Source organism: Solitalea agri (genome assembly GCF_023914155.1).
GTDB lineage: Bacteria > Bacteroidota > Bacteroidia > Sphingobacteriales > Sphingobacteriaceae > Solitalea > Solitalea agri.
In genome coordinates, this window is sequence record NZ_JAMWYS010000036.1 from 85851 (window position 1) to 103917 (window position 18067).

Consider the following 18067-nt stretch of genomic DNA (forward strand, 5'->3'; position numbering starts at 1 on the left):
AATGAACTGTTCAAGAACTCATTTAGGAATGTTCCTAACATTCTTATTGTTCCCCCTTGCTATTTTAGCTCAAAAACCAACAATTAAATACGGTAAAGTTAGCATGGAGGAATTAACCATGCCAGTGTATTCAAAAGACTCAAGCGCAAATGCCGTTGTGTTAGCAGATATTGGAAACACCTATTTCTCATTTACCAATAATGAGTTTGAGGTGGTGCACGAGCGTCATTGCCGCATTAAAATTTTTAATAAAGCGGCATTGGATGCGGCCGAAATCATAATTCCGTACTATAGTGGCGTAAATACTAAAGAGAAAATCACTCAACTTAAAGGAGCTACTTATCTATTGGAAAATGGTAAAATATCGGAATATAAGCTCGATAGCAAAGCCATTTTTGATGAGCTCGTTACCGGGAACTACCGTCAGCGTAAACTTACATTACCAAATGTGAAAGAAGGTGCTGTTATTGAGTTCGTTTATACTATTCGTTCCGATTCCTATACATTTTTCAAGGAGTGGGAATTTCAGACCGACTATCCGGTAATTTGGAGTGAGTATACGGGTAAAATCCCTGAGTACTTTTACTACAAGTTAGAAACCCAAGGCTACAATTCTTTTTTTATAAACGAAAAGAAAGAAGCAATGGATCAGTTTGTAATTACATGGAAAGGGGAATACAATGGGAACAACTATACAAATGTTCGTAGTCAGGGTGGTTCTGAAGCCGTAAGTGCTAAGTCAACCATTTATCATTGGGCAATGAAAGATGTACCGGCGTTTGAAGATGATAAGTACATTACAACTGCCAATGATTATATCTCAAAAATTAAATTTCAATTACAGGGAGTTCAATATCCGCAGTCTGCTTATAGAGGTGTGCTGAATACCTGGGAGAAAGTAACGGAAGCTATTTATGCTTCGGATGGCTTTGCAAGCTCCATGAACCGTACTGGTTTTCTAAAAGATCAGATAAAGCAGCTATCAGATAGATATACCGATCCGGTAAGTAAATCATTTGCTATTACTTCATTTTTAAAGAAAAATGTAAAATGGAATGGCGATAACAGTATGTGGGCAGCACAAACTCCTAAAACTGTTTTTGAGAAGAAAAGCGGGAACTCGGCAGATATTAATTTATTATTGGTGGGCATGCTAAGAGAGGCCGGACTTGCAGCCAATCCGGTATTGGTAAGTACCCGTAAACACGGCCGCGTAAATGAGTATTATCCAATGATTGATAATTTCAATTATGTTATTGCTTCGGTTAGGTTAGACAGCACTGATTTACTTTTGGATGCTACTGATCCTTTTAGGCCTGCCTATTTATTGCCTGAGCGCTGCTTAAATGGCAAAGGCCGATTAATAGACGAAAAGGGTGTTGGTAGATGGCTTGCTCTGGAAGACGATCAGGTTAGGGCGAAAAAGGCAATTACCGTAAATATCTCTATTAAAGAAGGTAAGTTAAATGGTACTGCATTGGTATACGATAAGGATTATGCTGCAGCAAATACTCGGTCTCAACTGGCTGAAGCCACCTCAAAAGATGAATATATAAAAGAGAAATATAAGTCAGCAGGGCTGTCAATCACCAATTTTAGTTTAGAGAATACCGATAGAGTCGATACCGCTATGGTTACTAAATTGTCATTTGAGTTTGAAGAGGAAGTATCGAATGGTATACTTTACCTCAATCCGATTCTGTTTAGCACTTTTGAGGGTAATGCCTTTAAGGCCAAGCAACGTACCTATCCGGTTAACTATCCTACTTTATATGATATTGTAATGCTTTCAACGGTTACTATACCTCCGGGTTATACCGTGGAGGAGTTGCCAAAGTCAACTAAGTATACCCTTTCTGAGGATGGAGCCAAGTTTTCTTATTTAATTGGCCAGGTAGATGATAAGATTCAAGTGCGGTCAGTGATCAGTTTTAATAAAACCACATTTTTAGCTGATGAATACGAAGGGCTAAAAAACTTTTACGCAGCTCTTGCTGCTAAACTGGCAGAACAAATTGTGTTGAAAAAGGTAAGTCAATAAGTTATGAAAAAAACATTGTTTCTATTGTTGCTTTGTTCATTAAAGGCCGCATTTGCTTATGCCGGAGATGAAAGGAAATATCCGGTAAAAGATATTCCGACTGAATTAAGAAAGGATGCCGATGTGGTATTTCGGGTTGATGATGTCATTTTTGATATTGCCAATAAGGCTTCAGCAAAGTACAAGTATCATGTTGCCATAACTATTTTGAATCCCAATGGCGATGATAGGGCCGAACTTGAATTGGGATATGATAAACTACACCCTACAGGAAGTATTAAAGGAACCCTGTATGATTCGTTGGGGAATGTGATCAGGAAACTAAAAAATAGCGAGATAAGGGATTATAAAGCGAACGATGGTGTAGCGTTATATGATGATAATCGTGTTAAAGTTGCAAAGTTGGCCTATAATGTATATCCATATACAGTTGATTTTGAATATGAAGTACAGTATGTAGGTCTATTAACTTACCCGGGATGGAGTGGTTACTCTGGCTACAGAGCCAGTACTCAAAGCAGCAAGTATCAGTTAACATTGCCGGTTTCGATGGAAGTTAGATATAAAGAATCAGGACTTACTATTCCCTTGAAAAAAGAGGTGATTGATGGCAAAAATAGTTATACATGGCAGGCGGTGAATTTACCTGCCCTTAAGCAAGAACCCTATTCACCGTCGTTCAGAGAACAGGGCCCATTGGTAACTTGTGGCGCTGTTGATATCTCGTACGAAGGTTATGAAGGTAAAATGGATACATGGAATGCTTTTGGCGCGTGGTATTATAATTTAAATAAGGATAGGGATCAGCTGCCAGAACCAGTAAAAACAAAAGTACATGAGCTAACCGATGGGCTAAAAGATCAAATCGAAAAAGCAAAGGTGCTATATGATTATCTTCAGAAAAATACTCGTTACATCGGTATTCAGTTAGGAATAGGTGGATTTCAAACTTTTGATGCCAAATACGTGGCAACCAGGGGCTATGGAGATTGTAAAGCGCTTACAAACTATTTAAAATCGCTGTTGAAAGAAGCAGGCGTAAATGCCAATGGAGCTTTGATTTACGGTGGAAGACAACCAAGTAAAATAGATCCGGATTTCGTTACAGATCCTTTTAACCATGTGGTATTGTCAATCCCGACTGAAAAGGAAACCTATTGGGTAGAATGTACCAGTCAGAATGATCCTTTAAATTATATGGGGAGCTTCACCGGCAATCGTTATGCTTTAATTTTTTCTCCTGAAGGCGGTCAATTGGTTAAAACACCGTCTTACTCTGCTTCAGATAATACCTTGTCTCGTAATGCTAAAATTAAATTTGATTTATCAGGACAAGCTTCGGCAATAGTTGATGTAAAATATAAATGTGTTCGCCAGGATGATTTAAGTTACATGAATGCAACAAACAGCAAAGGAGAGATCGAAAAATATCTTTATAAAACGATCGATATTCCGAGCATGCAGTTAAAAGGTTTTAGTTATCAGGTAGATAAAGAAAGTAAACCTACATTGACTGAACATTTAGAGCTGGAATTCTCTAATTACTTTAATATTTCGGGGAAACGCATTTTCCTTCAGCCTAATTTATTCAACAGAATGACTTCGCTGCCGGAGAAACTGGAGAAACGTCGCTCTGAAATCCTTTTTTATTCAGCTACCACCGACGAAGACAATATTGTTTATGAAGTTCCGGTAGGATATAGCTTAGAAAGTAAACCAAACGACGTATCGCTAAAATCAGAGTTTGGCGAGTTTACTGCTTCTGTAAAATTGGAGAACAATCAATTGATCTATTCACGTAAGCTAATTAGAAATGAGGGCCGTTTTGCTCCTGAAAAATACAATGCTTTATTAGACTTCTTAACAGCTATTGCTAAATCAGATAAAGCAAAAGTGGTGTTGGTGACAACTGGCAATCCGGTGGTTACTAATTAAAGAAAGCAACACATAAAAACACAAAAAGGCAGTTTATAACCAACTGCCTTTTTGTGTTTTATAACCTTTCGAAATAACTGGATGATAGTATAAGAAGGTATTGAAGAACAAACATCCCATCAACCCAAAACAAATAGAAGTAATCGCTTTTCTTGGGGAATGATCGATAAATAAACCAGGCCACTATTAGTAAGAAAATAACCAAGGCTAAATAGATCGAAGGATGCAAAGGAAGGTCGTACAAGGTTATCAGCAATGAGTGTGCAATAATTAAAACATAGCAAAGCATCTTCGCTTTTGCCGGGCCTAATACATTTGCAATTGTTTTTAATCCATTGCTCAAATCGGCTTCAATGTCTCTTATGTCAAAAATTACAGCCAAACAAAATACCAGGATAAATCGCTTGGTAAATAGCAGAACGATGTCAAGATAAGAGAGTTGAGCTCCGGAATCTAATATAGGCACTAGCACTGTGCATGAAGCCCAGATTAAGCTTATCAAAAATGTTTTGGCGGCAGGTATTTGTCGTAAGCCACCACCTTTGGTTTTTAAAATTGGCAATGAATAGGCAAATGCAAGGAATGCGGTGACAGCAAGTGAGAGTAATGAATTAATATGGATGAGTGGGATCAAAGGCAAAAGCAGTAGAACAGATCCGTAGGTCAAAAAACGAATGAGCTTAACATGCTTGCTAACACACCTCATTCGGTTAGAGGTGTATCGATCTTTGTTTTTTAGGATTGTCGAATAATTTAACACAATCCGAATGTTGTAAATGAAAAAGGTGGCAAGAAATAGGACTGAGATGATGTATTTAGAGGGTTGCTGTTCAACAAGCAGATACGTTAGCATTCCTTGCGCCGCGGCACAAAGAGCAACCCAAAAATTTCCGAAAACAAAAAAATCAAAGGCTTTTTTCAAGAGTAATTAATAAGTAGGATAAGGTGTTTCAAAGTTAAAAACTTATCCCCTGGTTAACTCAAAAATAGTGATCTCCGGCGCGATGCCCACTCGTCCGGGGTAACCTAAGAAACCGTATCCCACGTTAACATAAAGTTGCTGATGCTGTTCTTGGTATAACCCCGACCACTCCGGGTACATGTACTGAATTGGGCTCCATTGAAAATCCCCCAGCTTAATACCAAACTGCATTCCATGAGTATGCCCCGAAAACATGGCGTCAATGTCTTTGTATTCTGGTAATACCTGTAATCGCCAATGGCTGGGATCATGCGATAACAACAGTTTAACAGCTGCTTCATCGGTTCCTTTAGCAGCTAAGTCCATACGGCCATATTTGGGGAATCGGCCTTTGCCCCAATTTTCAATACCAACTATAGCGATCTTATCACCACCTTGCTCAATTATCCGGTTTTCATTCATCAGGAGGTCCCAACCTAATGATTTGCGATGAACTGTTTTTAAATCCTCAAGGTTTTGCTTTTTAGCTTTTGCTGAAGGCCATAATTTATAATCGCCATAATCGTGGTTCCCAAGAGTTGAATAAACACCAAGGGGAGCTTTTACTTTATTGAAAATGTCAACATAGTCCTTCACCTCTGGTGTTTCATCATTTACAAGGTCGCCGGTAAAAAACACCATATCGGGCTTTTCAGCGAGTAACATGTCTACACCTCCCTGAACAGCCCTTTTGTTATAGAAACTGCCAGAATGTATATCAGAGATCTGGGCAATTTTTAAGCCCTCAAATGACTTTGGAAGATTAGGAAGCTTCAGCTTAACATGGTTGACTTTATAGTCATAGACACCTTTAATTACCCCATAGCCCAGCGAGGCAAACGGAATCGCTGCTGCGATAATACCGGCTTTGCTTAAAAATTCGGAGCGGGATATTTTATTCAGATCCGATTCCTGTGTAGCTGCTATCGTTTCTGTTTGTTGGAGTTCGGTGATCTTTTTCTTTTTAAATTTTCGGATGAGCCAAATAATCAAGCGACGAAGATCGTCGATTGCTAAAAATGGAACAGCAACCATTTTACAGATGGTGAGCATAAACAACCATACAGTAATCAGATTTTGAGTGAACTTTCCGAAGAAAAAAAAGAGAGTCAGTAGTTTGGCTAAATAAGTTACTATTGAAACCGCGATATAACCGTAAAGTAAGATCTTACGTTTTCGGGGTGAAGATACTTTTATTGCCGACCTGAATGCCTGATAAACATAAATGTCGACACAAAGAACAATAACTGTTATAGAAATAAGAAAAATGATCCGTCCTGAATTCATATAATAAAGTAAACCACAATGGATGTCTTATCCAAAGGGTTCATGTATCTCAAAAGTACAAAGCATATGGTAAAATGTTTTATCAATGCTTAATTATGACGGTGAAAGGAGAGTACTTCGCTACATTGTTACATCGAAACAATAAGAGAAGCCTTATTTTCAGTGTATCAATTACCGATTATTTATGGAGTTAAAAACATTAGAAAGCATCCCTCTTGCTACCATTCTCGAAACTTTTAATTACGCTTTTTCCGATTACCTGGTAAAACTTCAACTTTCGAAGCAACAACTAATGAATAAAATGGAATCAGAAGGAATTGAGCTGAACTATTCGGTAGGAATGTTTGATGGAGACAACATGGTAGGATTTATTCTTCATGCCCCGGGCAACTGGTTAGGTAAGCCAACAGTTTATAATGCCGGTACCGGAGTTATTCCAACATACAGGGGTAAGGCAATAACGCAGAAAATGTATCAGTACATTATTCCTAAACTGAAAGAGAAAGGGATCAATCAGCATTTGTTGGAATATGTTGAAGGAAACACATTTGCAAAACGCATTTATGAACAAGTAGGTTTTAAGCCAAACCGAGAATTGGATTGTTTAAAAGGCAAGATAAATACAAAAGTTTCGGCCGATGATAATTGCTTATTTAAAGAAATTGAACAGCCTGAATGGGAATGTCTTTCTTCAAAATTTTCCGTTCAGCCGTCGTGGCAAAATAGCATTAATTCTATTAAGAGAGCCGGATCTAAACGTAAAACAATAGGACTTTTTCACGCAAATGAGTTGATGGGTTTTACAAGTTTCAATCCAGAAAATGGAAGGATTGGATTGTTTTTCATTAATGAAGAAGAGAGGAATAAGGGTTATGGGACTTTGTTATTGGCTTATCTTCAGAACAATTTTGATGGTGAACTTTCAGTGTTTAATCTCGATAAATCTAATCAAGCCGTTTATGTATTTTTTACCAAACGCGGACTTAAGTCTGTAGCACCTCAGGTTGAAATGCTGATGGACGTTTAATTATTAAATAACAATCCCTCTTCGTGTGGGAGAGGGATTGTTATTTCTGCTTGTTTAAGCAGAATTAATATCTGTCGTCTCTGCCATATCCTCGCTCATCCTCATCTTCATCGTCGATGGAGGCATTGAATAAGCTGCTGAACATATCTTTGAATTCAAATCCATTCGTTAGGTAATGTTTGCTCAATAATGAATATTCTGAAAGAGCATGCAGGGCAAGTTCCATTAACAGCAGCCGGTTGGTTTCATCCGTCCGTGGGTGGAGTGCCCTGATCAGGTCCTCCAAGCCAGGAACCTTTTTTAAGGCAGTGGAATATTCACTGTTACTTAAGCCATCGGCGATGGTAATGCTATTTCCCTTGCCAAACCAGTCAATAATATCGGCGTATTGATTATTGGTTTTACTCTTTTTCGCTTTCTCTGGGTCGGGGAGATAGTTGGCTGTAAGAGTTTTAATAGCCTTTCCGATTAAAATATGGGTGACCTTAGCCGGGCCTTCCTGTTCGCCTTCATAAACCAGTTCAATTTTGCCGGTAATAGCGGGAATAACGCCAATAAAATCGGCCAATCGGATTGTAGTACTGCCTTCATTATTCAGTAATAAACGACGCTCGGCAGTACTCATTAAGTTTTCAAATGCCGAAATAGTTAAACGAGCCGACACACCACTCTTTTTGTCAACGTATTCACTGGCCCTTGCTTCAAACGCTATTTGTTCTACTAAATCCTTTATCAATTCAGGAACATTGATCTTTTCCAGCTGATCTTCGTGAAGTCTGGCTTCCTGATGGGTTATTTGTTTTGAAAGGTCAGGAGTTTTTGGATAATGCGTTAAAATCTGGCTTTCGATACGGTCTTTTAATGGGGTTACAATTGAACCGCGATTGGTATAATCTTCCGGATTTGCAGTAAACACAAACTGAATGTCTAAAGGCAATCTCAATTTAAATCCCCTGATTTGTATATCCTTTTCTTCAAGAATATTAAATAAAGCAACCTGAATCCGTGCTTGTAAATCAGGAAGTTCGTTGATCACAAAAATCTGGCGATGGGTCCGAGGTATTAATCCATAGTGAATTACCCGCTCATCGGAGTAGGGGAGTTTTAACGCCGCAGCTTTTATCGGATCAACATCTCCGATAAGGTCGGCAACGGTAACATCCGGAGTTGCCAGCTTTTCAGTATAGCGCTCACTTCTATGCAACCATGCGATAAGGGTATCATCGCCTTTCTCGTTGATCTCATTTCGGGCAAACCAGCTTATAGGGTTTAAAGGGTCGTCATATAATTCGGACCCTGAAATATAAGGAACCCACTCGTCCAATAAATCGACCATTTGGCGGGCAATTCGGGTTTTTGCCTGGCCACGCAATCCCAATAGTAAAATATTGTGTCGCGAAAGAATAGCTGTAAATAAATCAGGAATGACCGTTTCGTCATAGCCGATAATTCCTTCAACTGTTTTTTCTCCGGCTTTTAAACGCTTAATAAGATTATCTCTTAACTCGTCTTTTATGCTTTTTGGTTTATATCCTGAGGCTTTTAAGGCTCCTAATGTTGTTATGTTGTTTGTCATTGATTACGTTGATTAGACCCCTAAATCCCCTAAAGGGGACTTTTGAGTATGTCGGAAATGTTTATTTCTAGTTCTACTTATTTTTATTTTATTAAAACAGAGTAGCTGCGAACAAAGCAGTCATTTAGCACCCTTAAAGTCCCCTTTAGGGGATCTAGGGGAATGTCGGAAATGTTTATTTCTAGTTCTACTTATTTTTATTTTATTAAAATAGAGTGGTTGAGATTAAAGCAGTCGTTTAGCACCCTTAAAGTCCCCTTTAGGGGATTTAGGGGTTATCGTACCGTTTTCCTTCTGTTCCGGATATAATCTTCAAAAATGTATTCCCCAAGTCCGGATAGTGTGCTGTAAAAAGCCTTGCCTCCGTTTACCTGTGTAAATTGTCGCACAAATGATTGTAAATACGGATCGCGTGCGATCATAAAGGTTGTAATCGGGATCTTTAGCTTTTTACATTCGGCTGCCATTGTAAGGGTTTTGTTCACCACTTTTCTATCTAAACCAAAACTATTTTTATAATACTTCAAACCTTCTTTCAAACAGGTGGGCTTACCGTCGGTAATCATGAAAATTTGTTTGTTATGGGTTTTTCGTCTTCTCAAAATATCTACTGCTAATTCCAGGCCAGCATAGGTATTGGTGTGGTATGGTCCCACTTGAAGATAAGCAAGGTCCTTTATAGAAATGGGCCAGGCGTCATTGCCAAATACAACTATATCCAGTGTGTCTTTTGGGTATTTAGTAGAGATAAGCTCAGCCAACGCCATGGCAACTTTTTTAGCAGGAGTGATCCGGTCTTCACCGTATAAAATCATAGAGTGCGATATATCGATCATCAATACAGTAGAAGTTAAGGTCTTATAATCCATTTCTTCCACCTCCAAATCGCGTTCTGTTAGGTGAAAATCGCCCAAGCCGTGGTTAATTTGTGCATTGTGGATCGATTGAGTCATATCAATCTGTTCCAGGTTATCGCCAAACTGATACTCTCTTCTTTCGGCGTTGGGCTCATCGCCTTGACCGGAGTAATTAGTTTGATGAGTACCCTTCCCTGATTTTTTTAGCTTTCCAAAAATCTCTTCCAATGCCGACCGTCGTATGGTTTGTTCAGATTTAGCGGTAATAATATAGCCACCGCTTTCATTATCGTCAGTTAGGTAGCCTCGTTTTTTAAGATCTTCAATAAAATCACCCATGCCATATTCATCATTGGTAAGGCCGTATTGCTTATCTAATTCATTCATCCACGATAAGGCCTCATTGGCATCGCCAGCGGTATAATTGAGCAACTGAATAAAAAGCTTGAGCAGATCCTCAAAACTACCTTTGGGTATATCTTGAGGAATATATTGAGTGAAAGCGTAACCGCGCATATTCTTAATAATTTATGAGCATTTGGATGATTGAATAACGCTTTTACTAATTTAATGTTTTAAACACGAATTCACGCCTTTAGAACCAATTGGAATTCGACAAATTCGTTATTTTGGAACAGTTAAAGTTTATTAGCCTTAATAATTTGTAATCATAACCTTATAAAAAAAATATTCGTTTTGATACTGCTCTTCATTCCAATTGTTGGTTTTACCCAATCAAAGGATGTGGCCGTGATTAAAAATCTACTAAATACTCAGGCTAAAGCTTGGTCGGCTGGTAATTTGGAAGAATTTATGGATGGATATTGGAAATCTGATTCATTGATGTTTATTGGGAAAAACGGCCCTAAATATGGTTGGCAAACCACCCTGGACAATTATAAAAAGAGTTATCCCGATAAAAGCGCTATGGGCCAATTAAACTTCAACATTATAAAAGTGGAAGTTCTTAGCCCAACAAGTGCTTTTGTAATTGGACGATGGGAGCTTGAACGTGAAAAAGATAAGCCTTCTGGTTATTATACTTTACTATTAAAAAAGATAAAGGGTAAATGGAAGATTGTAGCTGACCACAGCAGTTAAAAAAGGTGGTTAAACCAATTCAAAAAACAAATTGGTGTTTATAAATAATCGATAATTACACTATTTGAATACAATGAATTAAATCACTAAAAAGAATGTCTCTGTAAAATATTTGATTACTAGTGTTTTATGTTTTATATGTTGAGTTAATTTTTGTTAACTTAATATATTCATTAACCAATTAATCATATGAGGATAAGACATTTACGTAAAATGCTATTTACGCTTTTTAGTATGGTGTTGATAGCACCCCTGGTAACATTTGCCCAGGTGAATGTGAAAGGCAAAGTAACTGATGCCGTAAGCAATGAACCACTGCCCGGTGTTAATGTTACATTAAAAGGCTCTACTACCGGAGCTTCCACTGATGTGAATGGAAACTATTCCATAACAGTTCCTTCCGCAACATCTCAAATCCAATTTTTTCTTTTAGGTTATCAGGCACAAACAGTTGCCGCCTCCTCTTCTACCATTAACATTAAACTGGCAGAAGACGTTGCTAAACTTGACGAGGTAGTTATAACCGGTTTGGCGACCAATGTAAAAAGGAGCAATTTGGCGAATGCGGTAGCCACTATTTCATCGAAAGAACTTACCGGAACCTCTACTCCACAAACGTTGGATGGAGCACTAAACGGTAAGTTGGTGGGAGCAAACATTATTGCCGCATCGGGAGCTCCTGGTGGTGGTATGTCAGTCCGCTTAAGAGGGTTAACATCTATTAACAGTGGAACACAACCTTTATATGTAGTGGATGGAGTGATTATGGATAACTCGTCCATCTCCGGAGGTTTAAACGTAGTTACCGCCGCATCAAGAAATGGTAGCGCCACTTCAAACCAGGATAATCCTTCCAATCGTATTGCCGATATTAACCCTGAAGACATTGAGAATGTGGAGGTATTAAAAGGAGCTTCCGCTGCAGCAATTTATGGTGCTTTAGCATCATCAGGGGTAATCATTATTACTACAAAAAAGGGATCACAGGGTAAAACCAAGGTCTCTTTCTCTCAGGATCTTGGAACAGCCAAGGCTATCAAATTATTAGGAGTTCGCCAATGGGATGAAGACAAGATTCAGGCGTTTTACGAAAGTAACCAGGCAAATGCTGATGCACAAAAACAACTTTACAGAGATGCGGTAGCTAACAATGCATTATACGATTACGAAAAAGAAATGTATGGAGAAACAGGATTTCTTACAAATAGTTCGTTAAGTGTTAGAGGAGGAGGCGAAAAAACGAACTTCTTCTTATCAGGCTTAATACAGGATGAGGACGGGATCATTAAAAATAGCGGATATAAAAAGTATTCAATACGTGCTAACGTTGATCATAAGATTTCTAATAGATTTAATGTGGCATTAACTACCAATTATATTAATTCATCAGCCGACCGTGGATTAACCAATAATGATAATAACAGCGTTTCGTACGGTGTTGCTCTTTCATCAACCCCAACCTATGCCAATCTTCACCCTGATGCCGCTGGAAACTATCCAGCAAACCCTTATTCAGCCTCTAATCCTCTTGAAACAAGAGATTTGATTACGAATAATGAAAAGGTAAATCGTTTTCTTGGAGGCTTATCACTTACAGCCTTTATACAACAAAATAGCAAGTCGGTTACTAAAGCAATTGTTCGGGGCGGACTTGATTATTACAATCTATACACCAAAGGTATTTTTCCTAACTCATTACAGTTTGAATCAAATGGGAACGGTACTGATGGTGCATCAGTTCAAGGCAGTACCAATAATTTAAATACCAATTACTCTGCATTATTGGTAAATACCTACACTTCTGGGGGAAAAGAGGCCTGGAATTTTACTACTTCGGCCGGTGCCACAGCTGAAAACTTCGACCAGAATCAATTGCTAGATGTAGCTACCAAATTAATCGGTACGCAAACAAACGTCAATCAAGCCTCGGCAGTAACTGTGGTGCAATATAGGGCTCCAAGAAAGAATAGGGGATTATTTATTCAGGAAGAAATAAATTTTGCTGATCGTGTTATTGTGACTGGAGGTTTGAGGTTTGATAAATCAACCGATAATGCTGATGTCAATAAATTTGAAATGTTCCCTAAGGCATCGGCAGCCGTTAACCTACAAAACTTTGATTTTTGGAAGGTTAAATCGATAAATCAGTTAAAGCTTAGAGCGGCTTATGGCGAATCAGGTAATTTCCCTCCTTTCGGATCTAAATACACCTCATTCTCCGCTTCAAATATTGGAGGTTTTGGAGGAACGCTCATTGGCGTTATTAATAATCAGGGCTTTGTTCAGCAAGGAAATAAAGATATAAAGCAAGAACGGCAAAAAGAATTTGAAGCCGGGTTTGATATTAGTTTTCTTGACAACAAGGTTACTTTCGAAGCAACTTATTATAACAAAAAAGCTTACGATCTGATATTTACGCAAAATGTTCAACCTTCTTCGGGCTTTGTTCAAAAAGTAATTAACGGAGGTACACTGCAAAATGAAGGAGTTGAGTTGAGCCTAGGCTTCATTCCTTTTAGTTCGCCAAACTTCAGGTGGAATTTCCGCACTAACTATTGGATGAACAGAGCTAAGATGTTAAAACTGGACATCCCATCATTTAACGTTGGTGGATTTAGTAACACCCTAGGTAGCTTTAAAATTGAAGAAGGGAAATCGCCAACGCAAATTGTGGGCTTGGATGATATTGATGGCGATGGAAATAGCGATGGTGTTTTTGTTTTGGGTAATTCGGAGCCAAAATTTCAAATGAATTTTGTCAATGATTTTACTATTTATAAAAACTTATCATTGAGCTTTACTCTTCACTGGAAAAATAAAGGCGATAATATTAATCTTTCGCAATTCTTGAATGATTTGGGAGGAACCAGTCATGACTATGACGCTGATAAAAATAATAATGGTGTAGCTGATGCAATAGATCGTATTAGTACTGTGGGTGTTTCATCACGGATCTTTGTTCAAGATGCTAGTTTCGTTCGTTTGCGTGATATCGGCTTGTATTACTCGTTTAACACTGATCTTCTTAACAAAACATTTAAAGGGGTGGTATCGGGTATTAAATTGGGAGTTTCTGCTACCAATTTATTTACTATAACTCATTATGATAGTTATGATCCCGAGGTGTCTAACTTTGGTTCAGCCGGATTCTCATCAAATGTTGAGGTTACTCCATATCCTTCTGCCAAACGTATGTTCTTCCATTTAACAGTTGATTTTTAATCTTAAGCAAAAGAGTTATGAAACAGTATATAAATAATAAAATATTATTCACCCTGATTATTGGATTAATAGCATTATTCCCTTCAGGGTGTAAACTGGAAGACAGTGTCGACCCGAATAACCCAAGTTTGGATGGAGTACTCACAGATGCATCCATCTCAGAGTTAAATAATATTGTTACCGGAAGTGAATCAGGTATGCGTGATGCAATTGAGTATTATCTAGACGATGTTGGCGTGGTAGGTCGCGAAATGTACCGGTTTGCAGGTTCGGAACCACGATATACCCAAGATTTACTGGGTCAGGAAAATGCAACTTTAGATAATAATGCTTTTTATACTACTCGTCAGTGGAATGCATCCTATAGGGTAATTAAGAACTGTAATATTTTATTGGCCTCAATAGATAATACTCAAGTGCCTACAGCGGCACAGAAAGAGGGGTACAGAGCATTTGCAAATACTATTAAAGCGTATGAATTCTTGATTGCGTTAAATTTAACAGGAGCAAATGGTATTAGAATTGATGTTGCCGATCCTGATAACCTTGGTCCAATTGTAAGCTATGATGATGCACTTACGGCAATTGCAGCGCTTTTAAACGATGCATCAACACAGCTGGATAATGCGGGAGATTCTTTTGCATTTTCGCTTTCTAATGGATTCATTAGTATTAAACCAAGTCCAACTGCTCCGTTAACTCCAGCCGATTTTAAGAAATTCAATAAAGCTTTGGCAGCTCGGGTAGCAGTTTATCGGAAGGATTTTGCAGGGGCGTTAAATTATCTAAACGAATCATTTTTTGATATCAACGGCGACTTTCAGAAAGGTGTTTTTCATGTGTTTTCAACAGCTTCAGGGGATCAGTTGAACCGATTCTTTTTAGCTCCAAATGCAACTGGAGAAGTTAGGGTGGCTCAACCTGACTTTCGCGATGACGCTATTGCAGCGGGTCAGAATGCCGATACAAGGTTGTTAAAAATATCAAAGAGAAATGCCACCGCCTCACAAGGTGGTTTGTCAAGTGATTATGATGTAGCTGTTTATAAAAGTAATACATCAGCTGTTCCTATAATTAGAAATGAAGAACTAATACTGATTTATGCAGAGGCAAAAATTGGAACTAATGCGCTACCAGAAGCTGTAACAGCTATTAATAGAATAAGGTCTGGTAATAATTTAACCCCTTATGCCGGAGCAGTTAGTCAGGCGGCACTTACTACTGAAATGCTGAATCAGCGACGATATTCGTTGTTTTGTGAAGGTCATCGTTGGGTAGATATGCGTAGATATGATAAACTGGGTGAACTTCCGATTGATCGCACAGGTGATGATGTTTGGCCGGCATTTCCAATACCGTTTGCTGAAAACGTAGGACAATAACTTTTCATAGACCATAGACCATAGACCATGGTCTATGGTCTGTTTTTATCGTGGCAATCCGTATTCTAATGCTTTTTCAGCCCGCTTAATTGCAAGCTCTTCTTTCCAATCCATGTATTTATCTTTGAATTGGGTTTTCATAAAATCATCGAATTTGCGTTGTACAGTTAGGTTATAAAGGCTTTTTGCTTTAATAATTGGCGATTTGTCCCAGGCCCGCAAGCTGATTGAAAAGCATCCATTCAAATATTTCATCCAATGCCACCACCCGGTAGGCATAAATAAGGTTTCTCCATGTTCTAAAAATGCTTCAACACCCTGAACTCCATCCAAGGCCGGAAACTTATTGGTATCAGGGTTTAATACATCATAATCTTCCAATGCGTAAGTGGCAAATGGAATTCGGTATAAACGTTCTTTCCATTTATAGTCGAATAAAATAATGTGTTTACGCCCATGAAAGTGAGTATGAAAAATGTGTGCAAGATCAATATCATAATGAAGGAATGTAATGGATCCTTTTCCTCCAAAGAACATATTCGGATATCGATCTAAAAAGCCTCCCATTAGTTCTTTGGGACTTTCATAATCATCTAAAAGTTTAGGGGCATGTTTAAAAATATCGAATAAGAAAATACGTAGTTCGGTGGGCTGTGATTGAATAAGATCGATATAATTAGTAAAAGCCATTTCAGTGGCGGCGGCATTTATCGGTCTCGAAGGGTCGGCTTTAGTGTTATCGTACAGAGGAACAATTTTATTTCCAACGGTTTCCTTTATATAATCAAATGTCCACTTTTCATATGCAGGCCAATTTTTGGCCATGTCGGTAATTATAACAGGTTGACGGGTGCTTAGGTATTTTTGTTTGAATTCTTCTTTGGTGATGTTTGATACCCGCTCAATAGGTTCTAATAAAAAGCCCATGTGGTTAAGAATCAATTATATAAATATAAATATAAAGTTCAATAGGTATTAAGGCGATATTAATAATAGAAACATAACAGAAGATGCTTTGCTGATAGGAATAAAATTATCCAATAAATAATTCGGAAGCAACATGATCGGCGTAAAGCTTTCCAGTGTCACTTAAAAATAGCGTTTGTTTATCATGTTTTACCCACTGCTTTTCGATAAATTGAGTGGCCGTATGCAGGAGTTCTTCTGAATATTCTTCTCCGAAATTGGTTTTCACTTTTTCTAAATCCAAGCCCCACATAGTCCGTAAGGAGGTCATTACGTATTCATTCAGCCGTTGAATTGGACTTAAAAGCTCTTGTTCAAAAGGGATCTTGCCATTGGCAAGCGTATCAATGTATTTATAATTGTTTGCAATGTTCCATTGTCGCGACTCACCATTAAAAGAGTGTGCCGATGGGCCTATACCCAGGTATTTTTTGCCAAACCAATAGTTTGAGTTGTGTTTAGAAAGCCAACCTTCTTTCCCAAAGTTCGAGATCTCGTAATGCAGAAATCCGTTTTTCTCCAATTCAGTCATCAGCATTTGAAATTGCTCGGCACTTTGTTCTTCATTCATCGCTGGCTGTTGTTTTTTTTGGATAAAAGTAGCCAAAGCCGTTTGTGGCTCTACAGTCATTGAATAAGAAGAGATATGAGGAATTTGAAGATCAATCAACGTTTGAATGTTCTCTTTCCACTTTTTATTGGTAAGGAACGGGTAACCGTAAATTAAATCACAAGTGATGTTTTCAAACCCTGCATCCTGCGCCCGCATGATACTTGATTTGGCTTCACCGGCATTGTGCGCCCTGTTCATCCATTGCAGATCTTCATCAAAAAATGATTGAATGCCAATACTAAACCTGTTGATAGCTGTTTGCCGGATTTCTTTAATTTTTACTGCATCCAAATCATCAGGATTGGCTTCCAGGGTTATTTCAGCATCTTTAGTGACATGATGCAGTTTGTTGATTTTATCCAGCAGTCGGTTAATTTCTTCTCCTTTTAAAACCGATGGAGTACCTCCGCCGAAGTAAATGGTTTCAATGGTCTCGCCATTCAGGTAGCTTTTTTGTAATTCGAGTTCCTTCTCCAAAGAATCCATCAACTCGTCCTTAACTTTCCAATTGGTGGAAAAATGAAAATCGCAGTAGTAACAAGCTTTTTTGCAGAAAGGAATATGAATGTAAATGCCGGCCATGGGGCAAAAGTAGGTAAAGAACCTTAGAACAGGGATATGTAAAAAGCGATAACTCTAGATTTATTACCGGTGGTAGGTAACATTACAGGAAAGTTTATTTTTTTGAGCGAAGTAACTGTTAAGAGAATTGTTAGTTTCGGGATTCAGAATTTAACTTCAGATCGATGTCCAACGATTTCTTTCGGTTGCCTTTCCACTTTGACAAAAACCAACTATTGCATGATTTAAATAAATGCATAGAACTTAATTGGTTGATGCATTTTAACAGTAACGACTTTACCGGCGAAAGGAAAAGCATTGCATTCAATTAGTGGTGAAACGACTGATATTTATGTGCATCCCAATGCAGTTTATCAAGAGACTTTATTAAACCAGTGTGATTCCTTTAAAGCCATTGTCGATTCGTTTGAATCATTCTAAACGTTTCAAATGAAAGGTATTCAATTGGCCCAGATCTTCTGATCGAAATAACTCAGGCTCTGTTATATTCATCGGGTGATATAATTTGCTGCTTGCT

General features: G+C 38.2%; 12 protein-coding genes. 6 read left to right on the forward strand and 6 right to left on the reverse strand.

The window, feature by feature from the left end:
* Position 1: 1 nt before the first annotated feature.
* Complete coding sequence (locus tag NF867_RS11415; RefSeq protein ID WP_252588131.1) at positions 2-2041, forward strand: transglutaminase family protein; 2040 nt, start codon at positions 2-4, stop codon at positions 2039-2041.
* A gap of 3 nt (positions 2042-2044) precedes the next feature.
* Positions 2045-3976 (forward strand): DUF3857 domain-containing protein, encoded by a 1932-nt coding sequence (locus tag NF867_RS11420; protein ID WP_252588132.1) that lies wholly within the window; start codon positions 2045-2047, stop codon positions 3974-3976.
* Positions 3977-4034: 58 nt separating this feature from the next.
* Here NF867_RS11420 and NF867_RS11425 read toward each other — a convergent pair whose 3' ends face one another.
* Together NF867_RS11425 and NF867_RS11430 are read right to left on the reverse strand one after the other, a co-directional pair.
* A complete protein-coding gene (locus tag NF867_RS11425; RefSeq protein ID WP_252588133.1) occupies positions 4035-4898 on the reverse strand; it encodes a UbiA family prenyltransferase in 864 nt (287 codons plus the stop codon).
* A gap of 42 nt (positions 4899-4940) precedes the next feature.
* A complete protein-coding gene (locus tag NF867_RS11430; RefSeq protein ID WP_252588134.1) occupies positions 4941-6224 on the reverse strand; it encodes a metallophosphoesterase in 1284 nt (427 codons plus the stop codon).
* Positions 6225-6408: 184 nt separating this feature from the next.
* Between NF867_RS11430 and NF867_RS11435 the strand changes: the two genes are divergently transcribed.
* Positions 6409-7251 (forward strand): GNAT family N-acetyltransferase, encoded by an 843-nt coding sequence (locus NF867_RS11435; RefSeq protein WP_252588135.1) that lies wholly within the window; start codon positions 6409-6411, stop codon positions 7249-7251.
* A gap of 64 nt (positions 7252-7315) precedes the next feature.
* Here the strand turns inward: NF867_RS11435 and NF867_RS11440 are convergent, their stop codons facing one another.
* Positions 7316-8827 (reverse strand): MoxR family ATPase, encoded by a 1512-nt coding sequence (locus tag NF867_RS11440; protein ID WP_252588136.1) that lies wholly within the window; start codon positions 8825-8827, stop codon positions 7316-7318.
* Between the two features lie 275 nt (positions 8828-9102).
* A complete protein-coding gene (locus NF867_RS11445; protein ID WP_252588137.1) occupies positions 9103-10200 on the reverse strand; it encodes a vWA domain-containing protein in 1098 nt (365 codons plus the stop codon).
* A gap of 180 nt (positions 10201-10380) precedes the next feature.
* Here NF867_RS11445 and NF867_RS11450 point away from each other — a divergent pair, with 180 nt between their 5' ends.
* The 3 genes from NF867_RS11450 to NF867_RS11460 all read left to right on the forward strand — a co-directional run bounded on the left by NF867_RS11450 (position 10381) and on the right by NF867_RS11460 (position 15389).
* On the forward strand, positions 10381-10785 hold the full coding sequence (locus NF867_RS11450) for a YybH family protein (RefSeq protein ID WP_252588138.1): 405 nt from the start codon (positions 10381-10383) through the stop codon (positions 10783-10785).
* A 189-nt stretch (positions 10786-10974) separates the two neighbouring features.
* Complete coding sequence (locus NF867_RS11455) at positions 10975-14007, forward strand: SusC/RagA family TonB-linked outer membrane protein (RefSeq protein ID WP_252588139.1); 3033 nt, start codon at positions 10975-10977, stop codon at positions 14005-14007.
* Positions 14008-14024: 17 nt separating this feature from the next.
* Complete coding sequence (locus NF867_RS11460; protein ID WP_252588140.1) at positions 14025-15389, forward strand: RagB/SusD family nutrient uptake outer membrane protein; 1365 nt, start codon at positions 14025-14027, stop codon at positions 15387-15389.
* Positions 15390-15434: 45 nt separating this feature from the next.
* Here the strand turns inward: NF867_RS11460 and NF867_RS11465 are convergent, their stop codons facing one another.
* Entirely contained in the window at positions 15435-16316 is an 882-nt protein-coding gene (locus NF867_RS11465; RefSeq protein ID WP_252588141.1) for a cupin-like domain-containing protein, read from the reverse strand.
* A gap of 106 nt (positions 16317-16422) precedes the next feature.
* Positions 16423-17550 carry a radical SAM family heme chaperone HemW gene (hemW, locus tag NF867_RS11470; RefSeq protein WP_252588142.1) on the reverse strand — a complete coding sequence of 376 codons (1128 nt, stop codon included), beginning with the start codon at positions 17548-17550 and terminating at the stop codon, positions 16423-16425.
* Positions 17551-18067 lie beyond the last annotated feature (517 nt).